The organism is Mycobacterium sp. ITM-2016-00318 (genome assembly GCF_002968285.2).
Taxonomy (GTDB): domain Bacteria; phylum Actinomycetota; class Actinomycetes; order Mycobacteriales; family Mycobacteriaceae; genus Mycobacterium.
On sequence record NZ_CP134400.1, the window covers coordinates 1,282,699 to 1,300,080 of the forward strand.

At 65.9% G+C, this 17,382-nt stretch carries 16 protein-coding genes and 2 pseudogenes; 7 read left to right on the forward strand and 11 right to left on the reverse strand.

From position 1 onward, the window contains the following. Positions 1-20: 20 nt before the first annotated feature. On the forward strand, positions 21-1,040 hold the full coding sequence (trpS, locus tag C6A82_RS06240; RefSeq protein ID WP_105346787.1) for a tryptophan--tRNA ligase: 1,020 nt from the start codon (positions 21-23) through the stop codon (positions 1,038-1,040). A 16-nt stretch (positions 1,041-1,056) separates the two neighbouring features. After that, positions 1,057-2,082, forward strand: a complete 1,026-nt coding sequence (yhjD, locus tag C6A82_RS06245; RefSeq protein ID WP_105346780.1) for an inner membrane protein YhjD — start codon at positions 1,057-1,059, stop codon at positions 2,080-2,082. Positions 2,083-2,090: 8 nt separating this feature from the next. Here the strand turns inward: yhjD and C6A82_RS06250 are convergent, their stop codons facing one another. The 3 genes from C6A82_RS06250 to C6A82_RS06260 form a co-directional block, all read right to left on the reverse strand. Further along, the gene (locus C6A82_RS06250) at positions 2,091-3,296 is read right to left on the reverse strand and encodes a D-alanyl-D-alanine carboxypeptidase family protein (protein WP_311101714.1); all 1,206 of its coding nucleotides are present in this window, start codon (positions 3,294-3,296) and stop codon (positions 2,091-2,093) included. 164 nt (positions 3,297-3,460) lie between these two features. After that, complete coding sequence (locus C6A82_RS06255; protein WP_105341490.1) at positions 3,461-4,846, reverse strand: aspartate aminotransferase family protein; 1,386 nt, start codon at positions 4,844-4,846, stop codon at positions 3,461-3,463. Beyond that, positions 4,843-5,358, reverse strand: a complete 516-nt coding sequence (locus tag C6A82_RS06260; RefSeq protein ID WP_105341488.1) for an Lrp/AsnC family transcriptional regulator — start codon at positions 5,356-5,358, stop codon at positions 4,843-4,845. The genes C6A82_RS06255 and C6A82_RS06260 overlap by 4 nt, the downstream gene beginning before the upstream one ends. Positions 5,359-5,492: 134 nt before the next feature. Between C6A82_RS06260 and C6A82_RS06265 the strand changes: the two genes are divergently transcribed. Then, positions 5,493-6,986 (forward strand): gamma-aminobutyraldehyde dehydrogenase, encoded by a 1,494-nt coding sequence (locus tag C6A82_RS06265; protein ID WP_105341486.1) that lies wholly within the window; start codon positions 5,493-5,495, stop codon positions 6,984-6,986. Between the two features lie 37 nt (positions 6,987-7,023). Here the strand turns inward: C6A82_RS06265 and C6A82_RS06270 are convergent, their stop codons facing one another. After that, a complete protein-coding gene (locus C6A82_RS06270) occupies positions 7,024-8,373 on the reverse strand; it encodes an NAD-dependent succinate-semialdehyde dehydrogenase (protein WP_311101715.1) in 1,350 nt (449 codons plus the stop codon). Positions 8,374-8,414: 41 nt separating this feature from the next. Then, a pseudogene (locus tag C6A82_RS06275) lies at positions 8,415-8,516 on the reverse strand (universal stress protein); the annotation flags it as partial. A gap of 171 nt (positions 8,517-8,687) precedes the next feature. Between C6A82_RS06275 and C6A82_RS06280 the strand changes: the two are divergent. Beyond that, a complete protein-coding gene (locus tag C6A82_RS06280) occupies positions 8,688-9,629 on the forward strand; it encodes a sigma-70 family RNA polymerase sigma factor (RefSeq protein ID WP_105341906.1) in 942 nt (313 codons plus the stop codon). On the opposite strand, the pseudogene C6A82_RS06285 reads toward C6A82_RS06280, so the two are convergent. From C6A82_RS06285 to sdhC, 6 genes and pseudogenes are all read right to left on the reverse strand, one after another. Further along, positions 9,565-10,200 (reverse strand): annotated as a pseudogene (locus tag C6A82_RS06285) (carboxymuconolactone decarboxylase family protein); the annotation flags it as partial. The gene C6A82_RS06280 and the pseudogene C6A82_RS06285 sit on opposite strands and share 65 nt — an antisense overlap. 84 nt (positions 10,201-10,284) lie before the next feature. Beyond that, positions 10,285-10,695, reverse strand: a complete 411-nt coding sequence (locus C6A82_RS06290; protein ID WP_158261583.1) for a hypothetical protein — start codon at positions 10,693-10,695, stop codon at positions 10,285-10,287. A 211-nt stretch (positions 10,696-10,906) separates the two neighbouring features. Then, a complete protein-coding gene (locus C6A82_RS06295) occupies positions 10,907-11,710 on the reverse strand; it encodes a succinate dehydrogenase iron-sulfur subunit (RefSeq protein ID WP_105341895.1) in 804 nt (267 codons plus the stop codon). Beyond that, positions 11,710-13,464 (reverse strand): succinate dehydrogenase flavoprotein subunit, encoded by a 1,755-nt coding sequence (sdhA, locus tag C6A82_RS06300; protein ID WP_311101716.1) that lies wholly within the window; start codon positions 13,462-13,464, stop codon positions 11,710-11,712. The genes C6A82_RS06295 and sdhA overlap by 1 nt, the downstream gene beginning before the upstream one ends. Positions 13,465-13,488: 24 nt before the next feature. Continuing rightward, positions 13,489-13,959, reverse strand: coding sequence for a succinate dehydrogenase hydrophobic membrane anchor subunit (locus C6A82_RS06305; RefSeq protein WP_105341969.1), 471 nt, complete (start codon positions 13,957-13,959; stop codon positions 13,489-13,491). Beyond that, entirely contained in the window at positions 13,956-14,372 is a 417-nt protein-coding gene (gene sdhC / locus C6A82_RS06310) for a succinate dehydrogenase, cytochrome b556 subunit (RefSeq protein WP_105341971.1), read from the reverse strand. Before sdhC ends, C6A82_RS06305 begins: the two co-directional genes overlap by 4 nt. Before the next feature lie 178 nt (positions 14,373-14,550). On the opposite strand from sdhC, the gene C6A82_RS06315 reads away from it, so the two are divergent. From C6A82_RS06315 to C6A82_RS06325, 3 genes are read left to right on the forward strand one after another with little or no spacing between them, the layout of a single operon-like run. After that, positions 14,551-14,964 (forward strand): cytidine deaminase, encoded by a 414-nt coding sequence (locus C6A82_RS06315; protein WP_105341973.1) that lies wholly within the window; start codon positions 14,551-14,553, stop codon positions 14,962-14,964. Continuing rightward, positions 14,961-16,271, forward strand: a complete 1,311-nt coding sequence (locus C6A82_RS06320; protein ID WP_105341975.1) for a thymidine phosphorylase — start codon at positions 14,961-14,963, stop codon at positions 16,269-16,271. Before C6A82_RS06315 ends, C6A82_RS06320 begins: the two co-directional genes overlap by 4 nt. After that, positions 16,268-17,356, forward strand: a complete 1,089-nt coding sequence (locus C6A82_RS06325) for an adenosine deaminase (RefSeq protein ID WP_105341977.1) — start codon at positions 16,268-16,270, stop codon at positions 17,354-17,356. Before C6A82_RS06320 ends, C6A82_RS06325 begins: the two co-directional genes overlap by 4 nt. Positions 17,357-17,382: the final 26 nt, after the last annotated feature.

Sequence of the window (17,382 nt, forward strand, 5' to 3'; positions counted from 1 at the left end):
GTGGAATGATCGACCCAATCATGAGCAAGCCAGCCGAGCGCGTCGTCTTCTCCGGCGTGCAACCCACCTCTGACTCCCTGCACCTCGGTAATGCGCTGGGAGCGGTTGCGCAGTGGGCGGGCCTTCAAGACGAGTTCGACGCGTACTTCTGTGTCGTCGACCTGCACTCCATCACGCTTCCCCAGGATCCGGCCTCCCTGAGGCGCCGCACGCTCGCCACGGCAGCGCAATACCTGGCTATGGGCGTCGATCCGTTCCGCGCCACCATCTTCGTGCAGAGCCACGTTCCCGCGCACACCGAATTGACCTGGGTGCTCGGCTGTTTCACCGGGTTCGGCCAGGCGTCCCGGATGACCCAGTTCAAGGACAAGTCGCAAAAGGAGGGCAGTGACGCGACCACCGTTGGCCTGTTCACCTATCCGGTGCTGATGGCAGCCGACGTGTTGCTCTACGACACGAACTTGGTTCCCGTCGGTGAGGACCAGCGCCAGCATCTCGAGCTTGCGCGCGACGTCGCGCAGCGCTTCAACTCCCGCTTCCCCGAGACGTTCGTTATCCCCGAACCGATGATCCCAAGGACCACCGCGAAGATCTACGACCTGCAGGACCCGACGGCGAAGATGAGCAAGAGCGCATCCAGCGATGCCGGGCTGATCAGCCTGCTCGACGATCCCGCCGCGACGGCCAAGAAGATCCGCTCGGCGGTCACCGACAGCGAGCGCGAAATCCGCTACGACCCCGACACCAAGGCGGGGGTCTCCAACCTGCTGACCATCCAGGCCGCCGTCACGGGCAGCGATATCGACAAGCTGGTCGAGGGCTACGCGGGCCGCGGTTACGGCGACCTGAAGAAGGACACTGCCGAGGCGGTGGTGGAGTTCGTCACCCCGATCAAGGCCAGAGTCGACGAGTTGCTCTCCGACACCACGGAACTCGAAGGCATCCTCGCCGCGGGCGCCACCCGCGCCAATGAAGTGTCTGCGAAGACGCTGAAGCGGGTATACGAGCGCATAGGTTTTCTACAACAACAACCGCATTAGCCCTCGGGAGGTCGGCATGACCGAACCGGCCAAACCGGGAATCCTGGATCGCTACCGGGCGCGGTACAGGTGGTTCGACCACGTCATGCGCGCGCAGGAGCGCTATCAGGACAGCAAGGGCGACTTCTACGCAGCGGGTATCACCTACTTCACGATATTCGCGCTCTTCCCGCTGTTGATGGTCGGTTTCGCGATCGCCGGTTTCGTGCTCGCCAGCCAGCCCGACCTCTTGGCCGACATCACCGACAGGATCAAGTCGGCGGTGTCGGGCGACCTGGGCCAGCAGTTGGTGGATCTGATGGATTCCGCGATCAAGTCGAGGACTTCCGTCGGGATCATCGGCCTGGCCACGGCCGCATGGGCGGGGCTCGGTTGGATGGCCAATCTGCGTGAGGCGCTGAGCCAGATGTGGGGCCTGCAGCGGCAAGAGGGTCCCGGCTTTCTGCGGACCAAACTCTCTGATCTGACTGCCATCTTCGGCCTGTTCGCCGCCATCATCGTCACCATCGCGTTGACTGCACTCGGCAGGAAGTCAGTCATGAGAAAAGTGCTCGAATGGCTTGGACTGCAGGATCTTCCGGGCATGAGTTTAGCCCTGCGCCTAGCGTCCCTACTGGTCGCACTCCTCATCTCGTGGCTGTTGTTCGCCTGGATCATCGCGCGGCTGCCGCGGGAGAAGATCAGCTTTCGACGCGCCGCGCGGGCCGGTCTGATGGCCGCCGTCGCGTTCGAGATCTTCAAACAGGTGGGCACTTTCTATCTGAAGGCAGTGGTGTCCGGCCCTGCGGGCGCAACGTTCGGCCCTGTGCTCGGCCTGATGGTGTTCGCCTATATCACTGCCCGGCTGATTCTGTTCGCCACCGCGTGGGCGGCCACCTCAACCGAGATCCTGGAGGCAGCGCCGATCGAGCCGCCTGCGGGTGCGGTGATCAACCCGCGGATCCAGGTGCGAGAGGGGCTGGGCCCAGCGGGCGTGCTCACCGCGACGGCTATGGGAGCCCTTGGCGCGCTGGGCTTTTCGCGACTTACTCGGCGCCGCTGACGCTAGGCTCAGCGCGCCGGTCGACGGTTCAGCGACCGCGCACCCATGATCAGGCAGAACACGATGACCGTGCCGACGAACGCGACGCCGACCCGGACCGGCAGCGCGTCGGCGGCGGGCAGCGCCGGTGCGGCCGTCAAGGGCGTGCCCGTCGCCGCCTCCTGAGGGGTCGTCACGAGCGAGGGGTCCGGCTCGATCAGCGTCCCCACCTTCCTGCCCGGTGCGGTGGCGAACCCGTAATCCAGAAGGTGGGCGGCCTGCTCCCACGGGGCTATCGGTTGCCTCGTGCCGCGCAGCAACACGGCGACGAGCCTGCGGCCGTCACGGTTGGCCGCACCGACGAACGTCTGCCCGGCATCGTCGGTGTAGCCGGTCTTGCCGCCCATCGCGCCCGGGTAGTTGTCCAGCAGCTTGTTGTCGTTCTCGACCGGATAGCCCGCGTCGCCCCGGCCGGGAAAGTCGAACGAACGGGTCGCGACGATGTCGGCGAAAGTCGGGTTCTGCCAGGCGTACCGGTAGAACAGGCCGATGTCGTAGGCCGACGTGCTCATACCGGGGCCGTCGAGGCCCGACGGAGTGGCCACCCGGGTGTCGCGGCCGCCGAGCTTGCTCGCCAGGTCGTTCAGCTTGGTCAGCGTCGCGTCCATGCCGCCCATCTGCATGGCAAGCGCGTGCGCGGCGTCATTGCCGGAGTGCATGAGCAAGCCGTGCAGGATGTCGCGGATCGAGTAGTGCCCGCCCTCGCCGATGCCGACCTTCGTTCCCTCTGCGGCCGCGTCGTCGGCTGTGCCCGCCACCACCTTGTGGATCGGCAGATCCCGCAGCGCCTGCATGGCCACGAGCACCTTGATGATGCTGGCGGGCCGGTGCCTGCCGTGCGGATCCTTGGCGGCGATGACGTCGCCGCTGTCGAGGTCGGCCACCAACCACGCCTCCGCGGACACGTTATTGGGCAGCGGCGGTGTACGCGGTGCGGTGACGACGCCGCAGCGGCCGAGCGCGTCACCGCCGACGGGGTCCGAGGGAACCGCCAGCGGCTGGGGCGGGTCGCCGGCCTTCGGCACCTCTGATGAATCGACGGCGGGCGGAGTGCTGACCTGATACGGGCACGCGGGTGCCTCGGGGTCGGCGTTCGCCAGCGCCGGAGTCGCCGCGAAGAAAAGCGCTGCTGCCAGGGCGGCTGCTCGCTGGACCGCGGTGGTGAAGGTCGCCATGGTGTCCGCAGATTAGGCGATCCGCGGTCCGATTTCGGGTAGGCACGCTGTGACGGGAGTGATGAGAGTTGCAAATGTGACTTCACCGAACTGCCGACCGCACAGCCTGGTACGGTTTTGCGCCGCAAAGGTGTACCAGGCTGAGCGCTCGCGTCAGGGCAGGTTTAGAGCATGCGGCTGGCTTCACCCAGCACGTTGCTCAAGATGTCGTAGATCGCGTCGAACTCCTTCTGCCCGCTGATCAGCGGGGGAGCCAGCTGCACGACGGGGTCGCCGCGGTCGTCGGCGCGGCAGTACAGTCCCGCCTCCCACAGCGCGGGCGTCAGGAAGCCGCGCAGCAGCCGCTCGGATTCCTCGTCGTTGAAGGTCTCCTTGGTGGTCTTGTCCTTCACCAGCTCGATGCCGTAGAAGAAGCCCTCACCGCGGACGTCGCCGACGATCGGCAGGTCGTACAGCTTCTCGAGCGTCGCGCGGAACGCCGGGGCGCTCTGCTTGACGTGGTCGTTGATGCCTTCGCGTTCGAAGATGTCGAGGTTGGCCAGCGCGACCGCCGACGACACCGGGTGGCCGCCGAACGTGTAGCCGTGCCCGAACACCGTCTTGCCGTCGTTGAACGGCTCGAACAGCCTGTCGCTGGCGATCATCGCGCCGATCGGGGAGTAGCCCGATGTGAGACCCTTCGCGCAGGTGATGATGTCGGGCACGTAGTCGAAGTCGTTGCAGGCGAACATCGAACCGATTCGGCCGTAAGCGCAGATCACCTCGTCGGACACCAGCAGCACGTCGTACTCGTCGCAGATCTCGCGGACCCGCTCGAAGTATCCGGGCGGCGGCGGGAAACATCCACCGGCGTTCTGCACCGGCTCGAGGAACACCGCGGCGACCGAGTCCGGGCCCTCGAACTCGATGGCCTCGGCAATCCGGTCCGCGCAGTAGCGGCCGAAGTCCTTGAGGTCGGTGTCGTACGGCTCGGGTGCCCGGTAGAAGTTGGTGTTCGGGACGCGGAAGCCGCCGGGTACCAGCGGCTCGAACGGCACCTTGAACGCTGGAATGCCGGTGATGGACAGCGCGCCCTGCGGAGTGCCGTGGTAAGCGATCGAGCGCGAAACCACCTTGTGCTTAGCGGGTTTCCCGGTCAGCTTGAAGTACTGCTTGGCCAGCTTCCATGCGCTTTCGACGGCCTCACCGCCACCGGTGGTGAAGAAGACCCGGTTCAGGTCGCCCGGCGCGTACCCGGCGATGCGCTCGGACAGTTCGATCGCGGGCGGTGTCGCGTAGGACCACAGTGGGAAAAAAGACAGCGTTTCTGCCTGCTTCGCGGCGGCCTCGGCGAGTTCCTTGCGGCCGTGGCCGACCTGCACGACGAACAGACCCGACAGCCCGTCGATGTAGCTCTTGCCCTTGTCGTCGAAGATGTGCACGCCCTCGCCGCGGGTGATGATCGGCGGGGTGATGCCCTCGCCGTGGCGCGCGAAGTGGCCCCACAGGTGGCGGTTGGCCTTTGCGCCCAGATCGCTCGTGACGGGTTCGTTGATCAGTGTCTGTGTCATCTTGTGCCCCAATTATATTGCTGCTTAACAAGTTTCAAGTAAACGAGCGTTTCGGTGGATATCACTCCCGGCAGTGCGCGTATCTGGGTGTTGAGAAGATCGAGCAGATCGTCGTCGTCCTCGCAGACCACTTCGATGATGGCGTCGAAGGAACCCGCGGTCAGCACCACATATTCGACCGCGTCTATCGCGGCCAACTTCTCGGCCACCAGCGTCGTGTCGCCGGTGCAGCGGATGCCGATCATCGCCTGCCTGGCGAAGCCGAGTTGCATCGGATCGGTGACGGCGACGATCTGCATGACGCCCGCGTCGACCATGCGCTGGACCCGCTGCCGGACCGCGGCCTCGGAGAGCCCCACCGCCTTGCCGATGCCCGCGTACGAGCGTCGGCCGTCCTGTTGCAGGTTCTCGATGATCGCTTTGGACAGCTCGTCGAGCTGGACGGCCGCCCCCGGACGTGACTGGACGCGCAGGGAGACGGGATGGGTGCCCTCAGCACCCGGATTGGCCATGCTTGAGATTGTGCACGGAATCCGTCGTTACAAGCAACCAAACCAATGAAATCACGCGCTGAGCTATGTCGCGACTGCGGGAATGCGTAGGGATTGCATAGCCGCCGGGTAGGGCCGTCGGCTAGCGTTGGGCCATGACTGTGACGGTATCGGCCAGCGTGGCCGGCAGCTGGATCAACGGCGCTGCGGTGGTCACCGGCGGCGCCCAACATCAGGTCGTCAACCCGGCGAACGGTGAAATCGTCACCGAACTCGCGTTGGCCACCCCGGCCGACGTCGACACCGCTGTTGCGGCGGCACGGACGGCGCAGCGCGACTGGGGTAGCGCGACCCCGGTCGACCGCGCGGCCGTGCTGGCCAAGCTGGCGGTGCTGATGTCCGACCACGCCGACGAACTGGTCGCCGAGGAAGTGAGCCAGACCGGCAAGCCCGCGCGGCTGGCCCGCGAGTTCGACGTCCCAGGCAGCATCGACAACGTCGACTTCTTCGCAGGGGCCGCGCGCCACCTCGAGGGCAAGGCGACCGCGGAGTACTCCGGGGACCACACTTCGAGCATCCGGCGTGAGGCCGTCGGGGTGGTCGCCACCATCACCCCATGGAACTACCCGTTACAGATGGCGGTGTGGAAGGTACTGCCTGCGCTGGCCGCCGGTTGCAGCGTCGTCATCAAACCCGCCGAGCTCACGCCGCTGACCACGCTGACCCTCGCGCGGCTGGCTACCGAGGCCGGCCTGCCCGACGGCGTCTTCAACGTCGTCACCGGTGCGGGCGGCGACGTCGGCACCGCGCTGGCGGGTCACCCCGACGTCGACGTCGTGACGTTCACCGGGTCGACGGCGGTGGGTCGCAAGGTGATGGCCGCCGCGGCGGTGCATGGTCATCGCACCCAACTCGAGCTTGGCGGCAAAGCGCCGTTCGTGGTGTTCGACGACGCGGACCTCGACGCCGCGATCCAAGGTGCGGTCGCGGGATCGCTGATCAACACCGGACAGGACTGCACCGCCGCAACCCGTGCGATCGTCGCCCGTGAGCTCTACGACGACTTCGTCGCGGGTGTCGGCGAGGTGATGAGCAAGATCGTCGTCGGCGACCCCAATGACGAGGACACCGACCTCGGACCGCTCATCTCGATGGCGCATCGGGCGAAGGTCGCAGGCATGGTGGAGCGGGCGCCCGGCCAGAACGGCCGGATCGTCACCGGTGGGAGCGCACCGGATCTGCCGGGGTCGTTCTACCGGCCGACGGTGGTCGCCGACGTCGCCGAGGACTCCGAGGTCTACCGCGACGAGATCTTCGGTCCGGTGTTGACGGTGCGGTCGTTCACCGACGACGACGACGCGCTACGGCAGGCCAACGACACCGCCTACGGTCTTGCGGCGTCGGCGTGGACTCGCGATGTCTATCGCGCTCAGCGTGCGTCGCGCGAGATCCACTCCGGCTGTGTATGGATCAACGACCACATCCCGATCATCAGCGAGATGCCGCACGGCGGCGTCGGCGCATCGGGCTTCGGCAAGGACATGAGTGACTACTCCTTCGAGGAGTACTTGACGATCAAGCATGTGATGAGCGACATCACCGCCGTCGCCGAGAAGGACTGGCACCGGATCATCTTCACGAAGCGGTAGCCGGGTCGCTCGCGCGCCATCCGCGGATCGCCAACAGCTAGCTGATACGGATCAGCTTCTTGTTGACGAACTCGTCGATGCCGTAGCGGCCGAGCTCGCGGCCGAAACCCGACCGCTTGACGCCGCCGAACGGCAGCTCAACCCCTTCTGCGCCAACGGCATTGACGAACACCATGCCCGCCTCGATGCGGTCGGCAACACGCTTGGCCTGCTCGTCATCGGTGGTGAATACATACGAGCCGAGCCCGAACGGGGTGTCGTTGGCCAGCTCGACGGCCTCTTCCTCGGAGCCGGCTTTGTACACGGTGGCCACCGGACCGAACAGCTCCTCCTTGTAGGACGGCGACTTCGGCGACACGTTGGTCAGCACACCCGGTGGAAAGAACGCGCCCTTGCGCTCACCCTCGGAGACCAGCGTTGCGCCGTCGTCGACGGCCCGCTTCACCTGATCGTCGAGCCGTTCGGCGGCGGCCACCGACGACAGCGGGGCAAGCCCGTCGGCCTTCGCCAGTACGGCCTTGGTGAACTTGTCCAGGAAGTCGTCGTAGATGCTGTCGGCGACGATGATCCGCTTGGCGGCGTTGCAGGCCTGCCCGGTGTTCTCGAGTCGGCCGTCGACGGCGGCTTCCACGGTGGCGTCCAGGTCATCGGAGCTGAGCACGATGAACGGGTCGGAGCCACCGAGTTCGAGGACGACCTTTTTCAGGTTCCGGCCCGCGATCTCGGCGACCGCGGCGCCTGCCCGCTCCGAACCGGTCAGCGAAACACCCTGCACGCGCGGGTCGGCGATGATGTCGGCCACCTGTTCGTTGGTTGCGTAGATGTTGACGTAGGCGCCTTCGGGATACCCGCCATCGGTGAAGATCTGCTGCATGGCCGCCGCCGACTCGGGGCACTGCGGCGCGTGCTTGAGCAGGATGGTGTTGCCGAGCGTCAGGTTAGGGCCCGCGAACCGGGCGACCTGGTAGTACGGATAGTTCCACGGCATGATGCCGAGCAGCACACCGACCGAGCTGCGCCGGATGATCGCAGAGCCGTCGCCCTCGAGCAGCGTGATGGGCTCGTCGGCGAGGAACTTCTCGGCGTTGTCGGCGTAGTACTCGTAGATCGCCCCGCTGAACTCGGCCTCACCCTCGGACTGGTCGATCGGCTTGCCCATCTCACGATTGATGATTTTGGCGAGCTCTTCTTTGCGCTCGTTGTGCAGCTTGCCGACCTTGCGGATCAGTTCGGCACGGTCGGCGACGGTGGAGCCGCGCGACCACTCGCTGTGCGCCTTGCTGGCCGCCGCGATCGCGGTTTCGATCTGCTGATCCGTCGCCGTCGGGTATTCCTTGACCACCTCGCCTGTCGAAGGGTCGGTTACGGCATAGATGGACGTGCTCATTTGCTGTTCTCTCCTTTATTTGCAGGCGTTCACGAACGTCTTCAGGTGCGGTCGCGGGGAACCACGATGACTGGCACATCGGTACGCGCCAGGGTACGAGCTGTGGTGGAACCCAGGAAGATTCGCCGTGGTGCAGCAAATCGCCGGCCGGCAGGGCCGTTGTCGCCGGCGGCGGCCGCCTCGGCTTCCTTGACTGCCATGTGCGGAACAATACGGTTCCGGTAGTAGCTGCGGGGGTTCAATGTGCAAATCGTTCACAGGCGGCGCTACGGCAACGAAATCCGTGAATGCCGCGACGCTTCTACAATCGGTTCATGACCGCCAGCACGCGAGTCGACGAGTTCGAGGAACTGCGGCCGCACCTGCTGGCCGTAGCGTATCGGCTCACCGGCACAGTCGCCGATGCCGAGGACGTCGTCCAGGACGCGTGGCTGCGCTGGGAGCGTTCGAAGCCCGGCGAGATCACCGACCTGCGGGCGTGGCTGACGACTGTGGTCAGCAGGCTGGGTCTGGACCGGTTGCGATCGGCGGCCCACCGTCGCGAGAGCTATGTGGGCGAATGGCTGCCCGAACCGGTGGTGACCGGTTTCGACGGCAACGATCCGCTCGCAGTGGTGGTGGCAGGCGAGGACGCGAGGTTCGCGGCCATGGTGGTGTTGGAGCGGTTGACGCCCGACCAGCGGGTGGCGTTCGTTCTGCACGACGGCTTCGCCGTGCCGTTTTCCGAGATCGCGCCGGTACTCGGTGTCAGCGCTGCCACCGCGCGGCAATTGGCGTCGCGCGCCCGCCGGGCCGTCGCGTCCGCACCGGAACCGGTCGCCGATGACACCCACAACGAACTGGTCGGGTCCCTGATGGCCGCGCTCGCCGCAGGCGATATGAAAGCCGTTGTGCGCCTGTTGCATCCCGACGTCACGTTCACCGGGGACTCCAACCGAATGGCGCCGACGGCGGCGCGTGTCATCCACGGGCCGGACAAGGTTGCGCGGTTCCTTTTCGGACTCGCCAACCGGTACGGGCCGAACTTCCTCGCCACCGCGCAGTTGGCCCTCGTCAACGGCCAGCTCGGTAGCTACACGCCCGGTACGCCCGCCGACGGCAGCTATCCCGCGATGTCACCGCGAGTGACGGCGATGACGGTGCGCGACGGAAAGATCTGCGCCATATGGGATGTCGCGAACCCCGACAAGCTCAGCGGCTCTCCGATGGGGCGTTCTCGTCGGCCCACGGAACCCGGCACGCGTCACCGGAACTGAAGCCCTGCTCGGTGATGCCAAGCGCCGAGTACATCCTGGCCCGCATGTTCTCCACACCGATCTGATAGGTCAGCTCGATCACGCCGTCGTCGCCGAAGCGGCGCGCAAGGTCGTCGACCTGTTCGTCGGTGATGGTGTGCGGGTCTGTGGTCATGGCGTTGGCGTAGGCGATGGCCGCCCGCTCGTCATCCGTATAGGCCGGCGAGGTTGCGTAGTTGTCAATGTCTTTGAGCCTGTCGACGTCGAGGCCCTCGAGTCGGATCAACATGGAGCCGAAGTCGACGCACCACGAGCACCCGACCGTGCGCGCGGTCCAGAACACTGCAAGCTCGCGCACGTTGGCAGGCAACTTCTTCGACCCGGACTGCAGCAGCATCTCGTGTACGCCGTTGGCTATCAGCAGCCGCGGGTGGTGGGCGGCGACGGTGAAGGGCTCCGGCACCTCGCCGAATCGGCGTTTGGCGAACTTGTACATCAGCTTGGTCAGCAGCGACGCACGCTGCGGCGGCAGGGGAGCGATACGCGTTTTCTGTGTCATATCCGTTAGACGACACAGCCCGCCGATGTGTGACAGCCCTGCGGCACACACACGAAACTGCGGGCAGGGCCTTTCGGCGATCTGCCCGCAGTTTCGGTTACGCGTGGTCAGCCGCTATCAGGGCGCGGGGACTCCGACGCATGTGCTGCCGACGCACGCCCCGGCGCCGCCGGGTCCTGCGCCAGCGCCCGCACCAGGCACACCTGCGGTCGCGCCGCCGGGTCCAGCGCCTGCGCCTGCGCCACCTGCCCCTGCCTCAGCGCCGCCGGGTCCCGCACCGGCGCCAGCACCCGGCGCGCCTGCGCCCGCCCCGGGCGCACCCGTGCCCGGCGCGCCCGTGCCCGGGGCGGGGGCCGGAGTCGTCATGGTCGTCGTCGCACTGCTCGTCGTGCTCGACGTGGTCGATGACGTGCTGCTCTCATCACCTTTGTCGTCACCTCCGCCGCAGGCGCTCAGCGTGAACGCGAGCGCAGCGGCAGCGATGCCTGTGGTGGCCGAGGAACGTCGGAAGATCATGCGGTCAGTCATGGTCCAATCTCGTTTTCTGTGAGTGGGACTTCCTGGCGAAGCTGCATGTACCCACTCGCTGCGGATGTCAACCGCCCCTTCTGCTCGGCGATCGTGCATGTTTGCTCCTCGGCGCGCGCAGGACAGCGGTATTTCGCGCACCCCGAAAACCCTCTACGACAGAGATATTGACTGAGACGCAATACTGCGTGAACCACGCTCGCGGATGGGACTAGCGGGCGAACATCAGCGCGCGTTTGACCTCTTGGATCGCCTGGGTCACCTGGATGCCGCGCGGGCACGACTCCGTGCAGTTGAACGTGGTGCGGCAACGCCATACGCCGTCGACCTCGTTGAGGATGTCGAGGCGTTCGGCGGCGGCTTCGTCGCGGCTGTCGAAGATGAACCGGTGTGCGTTGACGATAGCGGCAGGCCCGAAATAGCTGCCTTCGCTCCAGTAGATCGGGCAACTGGTGGTGCAGCACGCGCACAGGATGCATTTGGTGGTGTCGTCGTAGCGCGCGCGGTCGGTCGCGCTCTGGATCCGCTCCCGGGTCGGCGGGTTGCCGCTGGTGATCAGGTACGGCTTCACCGCCCGGTAGGCGTCGAAGAACGGCTCCATGTCCACCACGAGGTCCTTCTCCACGGGTAGGCCGCGGATCGGTTCGATGGTGATCGTCAGTGTCTTTTGTGCTTTGCCTGGCTTCTTCTTGGGCAGCAGGTCGCGCATCAACACCTTGCAGGCCAGCCGATTGACGCCGTTGATGCGCATTGCATCCGAGCCGCACACACCGTGGGCACACGACCGCCGGAAGGTCAGCGTGCCGTCGAGATACCACTTCACGTAGTGCAGCAGGTTCAGCAGTCGATCCGACGGCAGGCACGGCACCCGGAAGCTCTGCCAGCCACCCGAGTCGGCGTAAGCGTCGGGCGACTCGGGGTTGAAGCGGGCGATCTTCAGCGTCACCATGACGGCGCCCTCGGGAATCGGCGGCAGGTCAGGGTCCTTGGTTTCCACCTCGGGACTGATCGTCATCAGTACTTCCGTTCCATCGGCTCGTAGCGCGTCTGCACGACGGGCTTGTAGTCCAGTCGGATGTCGCTCAGCAGATCGGCGCCCTCTTTGTAGGCCATCGTGTGGCGCATGTAGTTGGTGTCGTCGCGGTTGGGATAGTCCTCACGGGCATGGCCGCCGCGCGACTCCTTGCGGTTGAGGGCACCCGCGACCGTCACCTCGGCCAGCTCGAGCAGCATCCCGAGCTCGATAGCCTCGAGAAGGTCGCTGTTGAATCGTTTGCCCTTGTCCTGCACGGAGATTCGGGCGTAGCGCTCTTTTAGGGCGTGAATGTCGGTGAGCGCCTGCTTGAGGGTCTCCTCGGTGCGGAACACCGCGGCGTTGTTGTCCATCGACTGCTGCAGCGCGCCGCGGATGTCGGCGACGCGCTCGTTGCCGTGCTCGGAGAGGATGTCGCCGATCCAGCCGATCACCATGCCCTCGGGGTGCTCGGGCATGTCGACATGGTCGTGGCCCAGTGCGTAATTCGCGGCAGAGATGCCCGCCCGACGGCCGAACACGTTGATGTCGAGCAGCGAGTTGGTGCCGAGCCGGTTCGCGCCGTGCACCGAGACGCACGCACATTCGCCCGCGGCGTACAGCCCGGCGACGACGTTGGTGTTGTCGCGCAACACCTGACCGTGCACCGTGGTCGGGATGCCGCCCATCACGTAGTGACAGGTCGGGTACACGGGAACAAGTTCCTTGACCGGATCGACGCCGAGATAGGTCCTGGCGAACTCGGTGATGTCGGGCAGCTTGGACTCGAGCACCTCCTCACCGAGATGACGCACATCGATGTAGACGTAGTCCTTGAGCGGTCCCGCGCCGCGGCCCTCCAGCACTTCGAGCACCATGGAGCGGGCCACGATGTCGCGGGGTGCCAGATCGACTATGGTCGGCGCGTAGCGCTCCATGAACCGCTCGCCCTCACCGTTGAGCAGCCTGCCGCCCTCGCCGCGGACGGCCTCGGAGATGAGGATGCCCAGCCCCGCGAGCCCGGTGGGATGGAACTGGTGAAACTCCATGTCCTCCAGCGGAAGTCCCTTGCGGAAGATGATGCCGAGGCCGTCGCCGGTGAGCGTGTGCGCGTTGGACGTCGTCTTGTACATCCGGCCCGATCCACCGGTCGCGAACACCACAGCCTTGGCGGCGAAGACGTGGATGTCGCCGGTGGCCAGTTCATAGGCGATGACGCCCGTCGCGACCGGGCCGCCAGGGGTGTCGGTCAAGCAGACGTCGAGCGCATAGAACTCGTTGAAGAACTCGACGCCGTGCTTGACGCAGTTCTGATACAGGGTCTGCAGGATCATGTGGCCGGTGCGGTCGGCGGCGTAGCAGGCCCGGCGCACCGGCGCCTTGCCGTGGTCGCGGGTGTGTCCGCCGAAGCGGCGCTGATCGATTCGGCCTTCGGGCGTCCGGTTGAACGGCATGCCCATCTTCTCGAGATCGAGCACCGCATCGATGGCTTCCTTGCACATGATCTCGACGGCGTCCTGGTCGGCGAGGTAGTCGCCGCCCTTGACCGTGTCGAAGGTGTGCCACTCCCAATTGTCCTCTTCGACGTTGGCCAGGGCCGCACACATACCGCCCTGCGCCGCACCGGTGTGGCTGCGCGTCGGGTACAGCTTGGTCAGCACCGCGGTGCGGGCGCGTGGCCCGGCTTCGACGGCGGCCCGCATCCCGGCGCCTCCCGCGCCGACGATGACGACGTCATAGATGTGCTCAACAATCATTGGAGTTCATGTTCCTTTTGAGCCTCACGAGATGTTCGCGTCGAAGGTGACCAGGACATAGGTGCCCAACACCAAGATGAATCCGGTCGCCAGCAGCAACAGCGAGTTCAGATAGAACTTGGTGACGTTTTTGCGCGCGTAGTCCCCGATGATCGTTCGCATGCCGTTGGCTCCGTGCAGCATGGCCAGCCACAGCAGGGCCATGTCCCAAATCTGCCAGAACGGCGACGCCCAGCGCTGCGCGACGTAGTTGAAGTCGATGCGGTACACGCCGTCGTCCCACATCAACATGATGAACAGATGCCCGAGCGCGAGAAAGACCAACGCGACGCCGGAGAACCGCATGAACAGCCAGGCGTACTTCTCGAAGTAGGGAATGCCTCTTGGGCGACGCGGCGCCCTCGGATGGTCCAGCGAGGCCGGACGGTCGTGCTCCTTCTCCCTCACCGGGGCGATGCGGCCCTCGCGGTGATGGGGCGTCCACGCGGTGCTCACAGGAACCGCTCGGCCATGTGCATGCCCAGCACTCCCAGCGCGGGGATCATCACTGCGAGCCAGACGGCGGCCACCGCCCACAGCATCATCCGCTGATAGCGGGGGCCGTGCCGCCAGAAGTCGATCAGGATGACGCGAATGCCGTTGAGCGCGTGGTAGAGGACGGCGGCGACCAGGCCGACCTCCATCAGCCCGACTATCGGCGTCTTATAGGTGTCGACGACCTGGTTGTAGGCCTCGGGGCTGACCCGAACCAAGGCGGTGTCGACCACATGGACGAACAGGAAGAAGAAGATCGTCGCGCCGGTGATCCTGTGCAGGACCCAGGACCACATACCGGGGTCGCCGCGATACAGGGTGCGTCTGCGCGCCCGCTTCTCTCGCGGGGCCGCTATGTCCGTGTTCGTACTCATCGGGCCTCCAACGCCGTCGGTGGTCGGGGCGACTCTAAACCCCTTTGTAGTGCCCAAAGCGCTAGCGTGTTAGCCGTTCGAGGGCGTTTGACCTCGAAGTTAGGGTTACCTACATCACGTGACGAGCCACGGGACGGAGGGTTCGAAATGCATTCAGGGCCCGGTTGGCGGTATTGACGTGACCGCCGATATCGACTGGAACATGTTGCGACGCAGGGCAACCGAGGTTTCAACGAAGGCATATGCGCCGTATTCGGGCTTTTCGGTCGGCGCTGCGGCGCTGGTCGATGATCGTCGAATAGTGGCCGGCTGCAATGTGGAGAATGTCTCATATGGCCTAGGTCTCTGTGCCGAGTGCTCGGTGGTCTGCAACCTGTTTTCGGGCGGCGGAGGCAGGCTGATCGCCCTGTCCTGCGTGGCCGCCGACGGCGAGCTGCTGATGCCGTGCGGACGGTGCAGGCAGTTGCTGCTCGAGCACGGCGGCCCGCAGATGCTGATCGACCACCCGTCGGGACCGCGACCGCTCGGCGAGCTTCTGCCCGACGCGTTCGGACCCGGCGACATGACCTGCGGGGAGCCGAAAAAGCCGTGAGCCAAGCCACATTCGACGTGCCGACCGTCATCAGGACCAAGCGCGACGGAGGCGTGCTCTCCGACGCGGCGATCGATTGGGTGATCGACGGCTACACCAACGGGCGGGTGGCCGACGAGCAGATGTCGGCGCTGTTGATGGCGATCTTCCTCCGCGGGATGACGGGCGGCGAGATCGCACGCTGGACCGCCGCGATGGTGACCTCGGGCGAGCGGATGGATTTCAGCGACCTACGTGCCTTCCACGCGCCGGACAAGCCGCTTGCCTTGGTGGACAAGCATTCCACGGGCGGTGTCGGTGACAAGATCACCATCCCGCTAGTACCCGTCGTCATGGCGTGCGGTGCGGCGGTGCCGCAGGCCGCGGGACGCGGCCTTGGACATACCGGTGGCACGCTCGACAAGCTGGAAGCCATCGCCGGGTTCACCGCAGAGATCTCGAAAAGCCAGATCAGACAACAGCTCAGCGAGCTGGGTGCGGCGATCTTCGCGGCAGGGGAGCTGGCCCCGGCTGACCGCAAGATCTATGCCTTGCGCGATGTCACCGGCACCACCGAATCGCTGCCGCTGATCGCCAGTTCGGTAATGAGCAAGAAGATCGCCGAGGGCGCACGGGCGCTGGTCCTCGACTCCAAAGTGGGCAAGGGCGCGTTCCTGAAGACCGAGGCCGAATCCCGCGAGCTGGCGCAGACCATGGTCGAACTGGGAGCGGCAGCGGGTCTGGTCACCCGCGCGCTGCTGACCGACATGAACCGGCCGCTGGGCCGCACGGCTGGTAACGCGGTCGAGGTCGAGGAGTCCCTCGAGGTGCTGGCAGGCGGGGGTCCGCCGGACGTCGTGGAGTTGACGCTGGCGTTGGCCGCCGAGATGCTCGACGCCGCACGAGTGGACGGCGTCGACCCCGCGAAGACGTTGCGTGACGGAACCGCCATGGACAAATTCCGCGGGCTCGTCGCGGCCCAAGGCGGCGACTTGGCTCAACCGTTGCCCATCGGCCCTCACTCCGAAACCATCACCGCCCCCCGCGATGGCACGATGGGAGATATCGACGCGATGGCTGTGGGACTGACGGTGTGGCGGCTCGGTGCGGGCCGCGCGGTACCCGGTGAAGGCGTGCAGTCCGGCGCAGGCCTGCGCATCCACCGACGGCCCGGTGAACCCGTCGCCGCCGGGGAGACGCTGTTCACGGTCTACACCGAGACCCCGGAGCGATTCGAGTCCGCGATGGCGGAGATGGACGGCGGGTGGAGCGTCGGTGACACGGCCCCCGACATCGGGCCGTTGATCATCGATCGGATCTCGTCATGACCTCACCGTTGACCCTCGACTTGATTCGGCAGGCGCCCAAGGCCTTGCTGCACGACCATCTAGACGGCGGTCTGCGGCCAGCCACCGTTCTCGACCTCGCCCAGCAGACCGACTACGACGACCTGCCCGTTGCCGACGTCGACGGTCTGGCCGCGTGGTTCCGAACCGCCGCGCACAGCGGCAGCCTGGAACGGTACCTCGAACCGTTCGCGCACACGGTAGGGGTGATGCAGACGACGGAGGCGCTCTACCGCGTCGCCTACGAGTGCGTCGAGGACCTGTCGGCCGACCACGTGGTGTACGCCGAGATCCGGTTCGCGCCCGAACTTCACATCGACCGCGGCCTGTCGCTGGACGCGGTCGTCGACGCGGTGCTGGCGGGCTTCGCCGACGGTGAGAAGGCGGCCAGCGGTGAGGGTCGCGGCATCACGGTGCGCTGCCTGGTGACCGCGATGCGCCACCAGGCGCGCTCGCTGGAGATCGCCGAGTTGGCGATCCGCTTCCGCGACAAAGGCGTTGTCGGTTTTGATATCGCGGGCGCGGAGGCCGGCTACCCGCCGACGAGACATCTGGACGCCTTCGAGTACATGCGAGGCAACAACGCCCGCTTCACGATTCACGCCGGAGAGGCGTTCGGGCTGCCGTCCATTCACGAGGCGATCGCGTTCTGCGGTGCAGACCGGCTGGGTCACGGCGTGCGCATCGTCGACGACATCACCATCGCAGCGGACGGAACCGTACACCTCGGTCGGTTGGCGGCGCTGCTACGGGACAAGAGAGTTCCCTTCGAGCTGTGCCCCAGTTCCAACGTGCAGACGGGCGCCGTGGGCAGCATCGCTGAGCACCCATTCGAACTGCTGGCGCGCAGCCGCTTTCGAGTGACCGTCAACACCGACAACCGGCTGATGAGCGACACCACGATGAGCCAGGAGATGTTGCGCCTCGTCGAGGCATTCGGTTACGGCTGGAGCGATCTCGCGCGCTTCACCATCAATGCGATGAAGTCGGCGTTCATCCCGTTCGACGAGCGACTGGCGATCATCGACGAAGTGATCAAGCCGCGGTTCGCCGTGCTGATCGGCTGAATCGTGAGGCAGGCATCTCCTGCGCG